Origin of the sequence: Streptomyces sp. UH6 (genome assembly GCF_013421635.1) — a bacterium.
In the GTDB taxonomy this organism is placed as follows: domain Bacteria; phylum Actinomycetota; class Actinomycetes; order Streptomycetales; family Streptomycetaceae; genus Streptomyces; species Streptomyces abyssomicinicus.
In genome coordinates, this window is record NZ_JACADT010001133.1 from 1 (window position 1) to 1,697 (window position 1,697).

The 1,697-nt window shown below is 74.0% G+C and carries 2 protein-coding genes; one reads left to right on the forward strand and one right to left on the reverse strand.

The genetic code is table 11. The features are described 5' to 3' along the window. Positions 1-152: 152 nt before the first annotated feature. The gene (locus HW445_RS29945; protein WP_180223950.1) at positions 153-1,031 is read right to left on the reverse strand and encodes an SDR family oxidoreductase; all 879 of its coding nucleotides are present in this window, start codon (positions 1,029-1,031) and stop codon (positions 153-155) included. A gap of 276 nt (positions 1,032-1,307) precedes the next feature. Here HW445_RS29945 and HW445_RS29950 point away from each other — a divergent pair. Continuing rightward, the coding region (locus HW445_RS29950) for a DUF2267 domain-containing protein (RefSeq protein WP_180223951.1) at positions 1,308-1,697 on the forward strand (390 nt) is incomplete at its 3' end.

Consider the following 1,697-nt stretch of genomic DNA (forward strand, 5'->3'; position numbering starts at 1 on the left):
CCGCCGCCGTCCGGATTCTCCCGCATGGTGCCGTGTCCGTCCTGTCCGTGCCGTCGTCCACCGTCCCGGCGTCGGCCCGACCGGGCGTCCGCCTCCGCCGATACCTGTGCCCGCCCGCCCCGCCGGCACGCCTGCGGGACGGGCGGCACGGGTCACGGCAGGGGGGTGCCGCCGGTGGCGTTGACGATCTCGCCGGTGATGAACGACGCCTGCTCGGAGGCGAGGAAGACGTAGGCGGGCGCCATCTCGGCGGGCTGGGCGGGGCGTCCGAGGGGCGCCTGCTTGCCGAACTCGCTGGTGTCCGGCATGGTCGCCGGGATCAGCGGGGTCCACACGGGGCCGGGCGCGACCGCGTTGACGCGCACGCCGCGCTCGGCGAACATCTGTGCCATGCCGTGGGTGAAGTTGACGATGGCCGCCTTGCTCATCGCGTAGTCGAGCAGGTGCGGGCTGGGCTGGTAGCCCTGCACGGAGGTGGTGTTGACGATCGAGCCGCCCGCCGGGATGTGCGGGAGGGCGAACTTCGACAGCCAGAACATGCCGTAGAGGTTGGTGCGCATCACCCGGTCGAACTGCTCGGTGGGGATCGCCTCGATGCCGTCCGGCTGGGACATCTGGTAGGCGGCGTTGTTGACCAGTACGTCGATCCGGCCGAACTCCTCCACCGCCCGGTCGATCAGCGCCCGGCAGTTGGCCTCCTCCCGGATGTCGCAGGAGACGGCGACCGCCCGGCGTCCGGCCTCCTCGACCAGGCGGGCGGTCTCCCGGGCGTCCTCCTTCTCCTCCTCGAGGTGGGTGAAGACCACGTCGGCCCCCTCGCGGGCGAAGGCCAGCGCCACGGCCCGGCCGATGCCCGAGTCACCGCCGGTGATCACCGCTGTGCGGCCCTCCAGTTTCCCGCTGCCCCGGTAGGACTCCTCGCCGTGGTCGGGCCGTGGGTCCATGACGGCGGTCCGGCCGGGGTGCGGCTGGTCCTGGGAGGAGAACTCCGGGGTCGGGTGCTTCTCGCCCGGGTGCTGGGGCTGGTTCACGTCGGTGACTCTCCCTCTGCGGTGCTCGGTGCGTTGCGCGGTGCTCGTGCGTACGGTGCTCGTGCGTACGGTGCTCGTGCGTGCGCTGCTCGTGCGTACGGTGCCCGTGTCCGGCCGGCCCGTCGTGGCCGGAGCCGCGCCGGACCCTGCCCGAAGTACCCGCCGCGGGGCTCCCTACACCGCCGCCCTCCGCGCCCGCGGGACGCGCATCCCCCGGGACACCGCTGGGTACTCGGCCGCCGACCCGCCCCACCGGATCCGCAGCGGGAGACGAACATGATCACCCATCGACGCCTGGTCGAGGACGCCGCCGCACGCACCCGCCTGCCCTCGCAGTGGGCGGCCCGTGCCGTCAAGGTGACACTGGCGGTCCTCGCGCTCCACCTGGACGTACCGGCACGGCGGCTGCTGCGGCAGGCCCTGCCAGGCCCCGACCGTGACGCCGTCCACTCCACCGTGCCGCGGTCCACCGGCACGGTGACCGATTTCTACGGCGCCGTCGCGGCCCGCCTGCCCGCCCCGCAGGAGCGGGGCCGGCACGTGGCCCGCACGGTGCTGTCGCTGGTCGCCCGTGACGACCCCGGCCTGGCGCTTCGTCTCGCCGAGGACCTGCCCCCCGACTTCGCGGAGGCGTTCACCGCGCCCGACGCCCACCCGGAGCGCCTG